Source organism: Streptomyces sp. NPDC034670, from assembly GCF_055574875.1.
In genome coordinates, this window is the sequence record NZ_JBVITR010000111.1 from 1 (window position 1) to 5,612 (window position 5,612).

1 protein-coding gene is annotated in these 5,612 nt (G+C 76.9%); it reads right to left on the reverse strand.

The window, feature by feature from the left end; translation table 11 throughout:
* Window positions 1-5,612: SDR family NAD(P)-dependent oxidoreductase (locus ACZ56B_RS32565; RefSeq protein WP_468798612.1), on the reverse strand; the 5,612-nt coding region annotated here is incomplete at both ends.

Sequence of the window (5,612 nt, forward strand, 5' to 3'; positions counted from 1 at the left end):
CGTGCGAGCACCGCGTCCAGGGCGGAGGCGAACACCGGGAAACGGGCGGCCAGTTCGCGGCCCATGCCGAGCCGCTGACCACCCTGCCCGGAGAAGACGACGGCGAGGCGGCGTTCGGCGGCCAGGCCGCGGGCCAGCTCCGTGGCACCGTCCGGGCCCGGCAGCAGGACGGCGCGGTGTTCGAGGGCGGCCCGTCCGGCCAGGGTCCGGGCGACGTCCCGCGCGTCGTGGCCTTCGGCGGCTGTGCGGACCCGGCCGATCTGGGCGTCCAGGGCGGCGGCGGTCCGGGCGGAGAACACCCACGGCAGCAGCGCGGCGCTCGAGGCGTGTCCGGCCCCCTCCGCGCCGAACGCCGACCGCTGTCGGTGGGCTTCCCGCCCGGCCGGCGGCGGCTCCCGGTGGGCGTCGTTCCCGGCCGGCGGCTGCTCGAGGATGACGTGGGCGTTGGTGCCGCTGATGCCGAAGGACGACACGCCGGCGCGGCGCGGGCGGCCCGTGTCGGGCCACGGGGTGTCGGCGGTGAGCAGTTCCACCGCCCCGGCGGTCCAGTCGACGTGCCGGGAGGGCGGGTCCGCGTGCAGGGTGCGGGGCAGGACGCCGTGCCGCATGGCCATCACGGTCTTGATGAGTCCGGCGGCGCCGGCGGCGGCCTGGGTGTGCCCCAGGTTGGACTTCACCGACCCGAGCAGCAGCGGCCGCCCGGGGTCCCGGTCCCGGCCGTAGGTGGCGAGGAGGGCCTGCGCCTCGATCGGGTCGCCGAGGCTCGTGCCGGTGCCGTGTGCCTCGACGGCGTCGACGTCGGCGGGGCCGAGGCCGGCCGCGGCGAGGGCCTGGCGGATGACCTGCTGCTGGGAGGGGCCGTTGGGCGCGGTGAGGCCGTTGGAGGCGCCGTCCTGGTTGACGGCCGAGCCGCGGACGACGGCCAGCACGTCGTGCCCGTTGCGCACCGCGTCGGACAGCCGCTCCACGACCAGCATCGCCACGCCCTCGGACCAGCCGGTGCCGTCGGCGCCGTCGCCGAAGGCCTTGCAGCGGCCGTCGGGGGCGAGGCCGCCCATCCGGGAGAAGCCGGCGAAGCCGACCGGGGTGGACATGACGGTGACCGCGCCGACCAGGGCGAGCCCGCACTCGCCGCCGCGCAGCGCCTGCCCGGCGAGGTGCAGGGCGACCAGCGAGGAGGAGCAGGCGGTGTCGACGGTGAGGGCGGGTCCTTCCAGGCCGAACACGTAGGCCAGCCGCCCGGAGGCGACGCTGGTGTTGAGGCCGGTGGTGGCGTGCCCCTCGACGTCGATCCCGGCCTGCATCACGAGGGTTCCGTAGTCCTGGCCGCTGAGTCCGACGAAGACGCCGGTACGGCTGCCGCGCAGGCTGCGCGGGTCCAGGTCGGCGCGTTCCAGGGCCTCCCACGCGGTTTCCAGCAGCAGGCGCTGCTGCGGGTCCATCGCCAGTGCCTCACGCGGGGAGATCTCGAAGAAGTCCGCGTCGAACTCCTCGGCACCGCGCAGGAATCCGCCCGCGACGCCCTCCTCGGCGCCGATGCCGGCGTGCTGTTCCCAGCCGCGGTCGCCGGGGATGCCGGAGACGGCGTCGCCGCCGCCCGCCACGAACTCCCACAGCTCGTCGGGCGACGTGATGCCGCCGGGGAACCGGCAGGCCATGCCGACGACGGCGAGCGGCTCGTCCCCGGCGGGCGCGGTGCGGGGGGCGGCGGCGTCGGTGACCGTGCCCTCCTCGATCAGTTCGCCGAGCAGGTGGACGGCCACACGGCGCGGGGTGGGGTGGTCGAAGACGAGGGTGGCGGGCAGGGTGAGGCCGGTGGCGGTGGCGAGCCGGTTGCGCAGCTCGATCGCGGTGAGCGAGTCCACGCCGAGCCTGCGGAACTCCCGGTCGGCGTCGACGGCGTCGGCGGTGCCGTGGCCGAGCACGCCCGCCGCCTCGGCCCGCACCAGGTCGACGAGGTGGCGCTGCCGTTCGTCGGGGCGCAGTGCCGCGAGCCGGTCGACGAGGGTGCCGCGGGAGACGGCGGCGCCGCTTCCGGCGGTACGGCGTGCCGGGCGCACGAGGCCGCGCAGCAGCGCGGGGACGGCCGCCCCGGACGGCAGGGGCGCGCCGCCGACGGGCAGCGGGGCGAGGACGGCCGCGCCGGTGGCGACGGCGGCGTCGAACAGGGCGAGGCCGCGGTCGGCGGTCAGCAGGGGCAGGCCGAGGGCGGAGGTGCGCTTCAGGTCGAGGTCGGCGAGGCCGGCGGTCATGCCGCCGTCCGTCTGGTCCCAGCCCGGCCACAGCAGCGACAGTGCGGGCAGGCCGTGCGCGGCGCGGTGCTGGGCGAGGGCGTCGAGGTAGGCGTTGGCGGCGGCGTAGTTGGCCTGGCCGGGGCTGCCCATCAGGCCGGCGGTGGACGAGTAGAGGACGAAGGCGGCGAGGTCGAGGTCCTTGGTCTCCTCGTGCAGCTGCCACGCGGCGCCGGCCTTGGGGCGCAGCACGGTGTCGAGCCGGCCGGGGGTGAGCGCGTCGAGCACGCCGTCGTCGAGGACGCCCGCCGTGTGCACGACGGCGGTGAGCGGGTGCTCGGCGGGGATCGTGTCGAGCAGGGCGCGGACGGTTCCGGGTGCGGCGAGATCCGCGGCGACGATCTCCACCCGGGCGCCGTGACCGGTCAGTTCGTCGCGCAGTTCGTGGGCGCCGGGCGCGTCGGGTCCCCTGCGGCCGACCAGCAGCAGGTGCCGCACGCCGTGTTCGGTCACCAGGTGGCGGGCCAGGAGGCGGCCGAGTCCGCCGGTGCCGCCGGTGATCAGGACCGTGCCGTGCGGGTCCGGGGCGGGCGGCAGGGTCAGGACGAGCTTGCCCGTGTGCCGGGCGAGGCTCATGAAGCGGAACGCCTCGGCGGCCCGCCGCACGTCCCAGGCGCGCACCGGCAGGGGCCGCAGGGCTCCCGCGGCGAACAGCTCGTCCAGGGCGACCAGCATGCGCCGGATGCCGTCGGGCTCGACCCAGCCCAGGTCGAACGCCTCGTACCGGATCCCCTCGGGCAGGGAGTCCGGCTGCCGGACGTCGGTCTTGCCCATCTCCAGGAACCGGCCGCCGGCGCCGAGGAGCCGCAGTGAGGCGTCGACGAACTCGCCGGACAGGGCGTTGAGGACGACGTCGATGCCGCCGTCGCCCGCGACGGCCCGGAAACGGTCGGCGAAGGCGGTGTCGCGGGAGGAGGCGATGTGGTCCTCGGCCACGCCGAGTGCGCGCAGCACCGGCCACTTGGAGTCACTGGCGGTGGCGAAGACCTCCGCGCCGAGGTGCCGGGCGAGCTGGATCGCGGCCATGCCGACGCCGCCCGCTCCGGCGTGCACGAGGATCTTCTCCCCCGGCCGCAGTCCGGCGAGTTCGACCAGTGCCCGGTACGCGGTGAGGAACACCAGCGGCACGGATGCGGCCGTCTCCCAGGACCAGTCCCCGGGTACGCGGGTGAGGTGCCGTTCGTCGACGACGACGGACGGTCCGAAGCCGCCCGCGACCATGCCCGTCACCCGGTCGCCGGGCCGCCACAGCCGCGCCTCCGGTCCGGCCGCCACCACGACACCGGCCGCCTCGGAGCCCAGGAGTCCGGCCTCGCCGGGATACATGCCGAGCGTGTTGAGTACGTCCCGGAAGTTGATGCCGGCCGCGCGCACGGCGACGCGCACCTGGCGCCCCGTCAACTCCTCGTCGGGGCAGGGCACCAGCGCGAGCCCGTCCAGGCTGCCCCGCTCCCAGACGTCCAGCCGCCACGGCCCCCGGGCCGGCGGTACGAGCCCGGCGCCGGCGCCACGGGCCAGCCGCCCGACCCGCACCTCGCCCGCGCGCAGGGCGGCCTGCGGCTCGGCGTCGTCGAACAGGGCCGGGAGCGTGGGCAGCAGCGCGGCGGACGCCTCGTCGGTGTCCACCAGCAGCAGCCGGCCGGGGTGTTCGGCCTGCGCGGACCGTACGAGGCCCCACACCGCGGCGGCGGCCAGGTCGGTCACGTCCTCGCCGGGGCCGGCGGCGACCGCGCCGCGCGTCACCAGCAGCAGCCGGGAGCGGCGGAAGCGGTCGTCGGTGAGGAACTGCTGGAGGAGGGCCAGGACCTCGCGGGTGGCGGTGTGCGCCGCCTCGGGGCCGGTGCCGGAACCGGTGACCGTCGCGACGAGATGGCGCGGCGCCCGCTCCCCCGCCGCGCCGAGCGCGCCCAACGACGGGGCGCTCACGCACCCTTCGACGTGCCCGGCGAGCCCGAGCGGGTCGTCGCCCACCACGGCCCAGCCGCCGCCCACGGCGGCGGGCGCCTCCCGCGTCCGCCAGTCCAGCCGGAACAGCGACCCGGCCGGGTCGGGTTCGGCGGTGGGCGTGGTGTCGGGGGCGGCCCGCAGGGTGAGTCCGGCGACCGAGATCACGGGCGCGCCGTGCGCGTCGGCGGCGTCCACCACCACCGTCTCCGGTCCGGTCCGGCGCAGCCGCGCGCGCAGCAGTCCGGCCCCGGAGGCGTGCAGGGACACGCCGCGCCACTCGAAGGGCAGCAGCCGCTCCCCGTCACCGTCCAGCGCGGCCGCGTGCAGGACGGAGTCCAGCAGGCCGGGGTGGACGCCGTAGTCGCCGGTGTCGCGGACCGAGTCGTCGAGCGCGACCTCGGCGAACAGTTCCTCGCCGCGCCGCCACACGGCGCGCAGCCCGCGGAAGGCGGGCCCGTACACCAGGCCCGCCGCCGCGTAACGGTCGTAGCGGTCCGCGATGTCGACCGGCACCGCGTCGCGCGGCGGCCACACGGCCGCGTCGAAGTCGGACGGTTCACCGGTCCCGGGCGCCAGGCGGCCGGTGGCGTGCAGGGTCCACGGGCCGTCGGACCGGTCGGCGGGCCGGGCGTGGAACCACATCTCCCGCCGCCCGCCGTCGTCCGGCTCACCGACCTTCAGCTGCAGCTGGACGGCGCCGTCCTCCGGCAGCACGAGCGGCACGGCGAGGGTCAGTTCGTCCACCCGGGCGCAACCGGCCTGGTCCCCGGCCCGGATCGCCAGCTCCAGGAAGCCGGTGCCGGGGAAGACGACCATGCCGCCGACGCGGTGGTCGGCGGGCCACGGCTGCACGGCCGGTGACAGGACGCCGGTCAGCACGAGTTCCTCCGACCCGGCGACGACCATCGCCGCGCCGAGCAGCGGATGCCGCACGGCGTCCAGGCCGGCACCGGACACATCGACCGCCCGCACGCCGCCCGACGGCCAGTACCGCTCGCGCTGGAAGGGGTACGTCGGCAGGTCCACGCGGCGGGCTCCCGTGCCGGCGAAGAACGCGGCCCAGTCGACGGACACGCCGTGCACGTGCAGTCCGGCGAGCCCGGTGACCAGGGCCGGTTCCTCGGCGCGGTCACGGCGCAGCAGCGGCAGGACGGTCGTGTGCTCGGGCAGGCTGCCGCCGGCCAGGGCGGTCAGGACGGAGTCCGGGCCGATCTCCAGGAAGGCGGTGGCACCGGCGTCGGACAGCGCGGTCACCGCGTCGGCGAAGCGGACGGTCTCACGGGCGTGCCGCACCCAGTACTCCGCCGAGCACAGCTCCTCCGCCTCCGCGACACGCCCCGACAGCCCCGAAGCGACCGCGATCCGCGGCTGGTG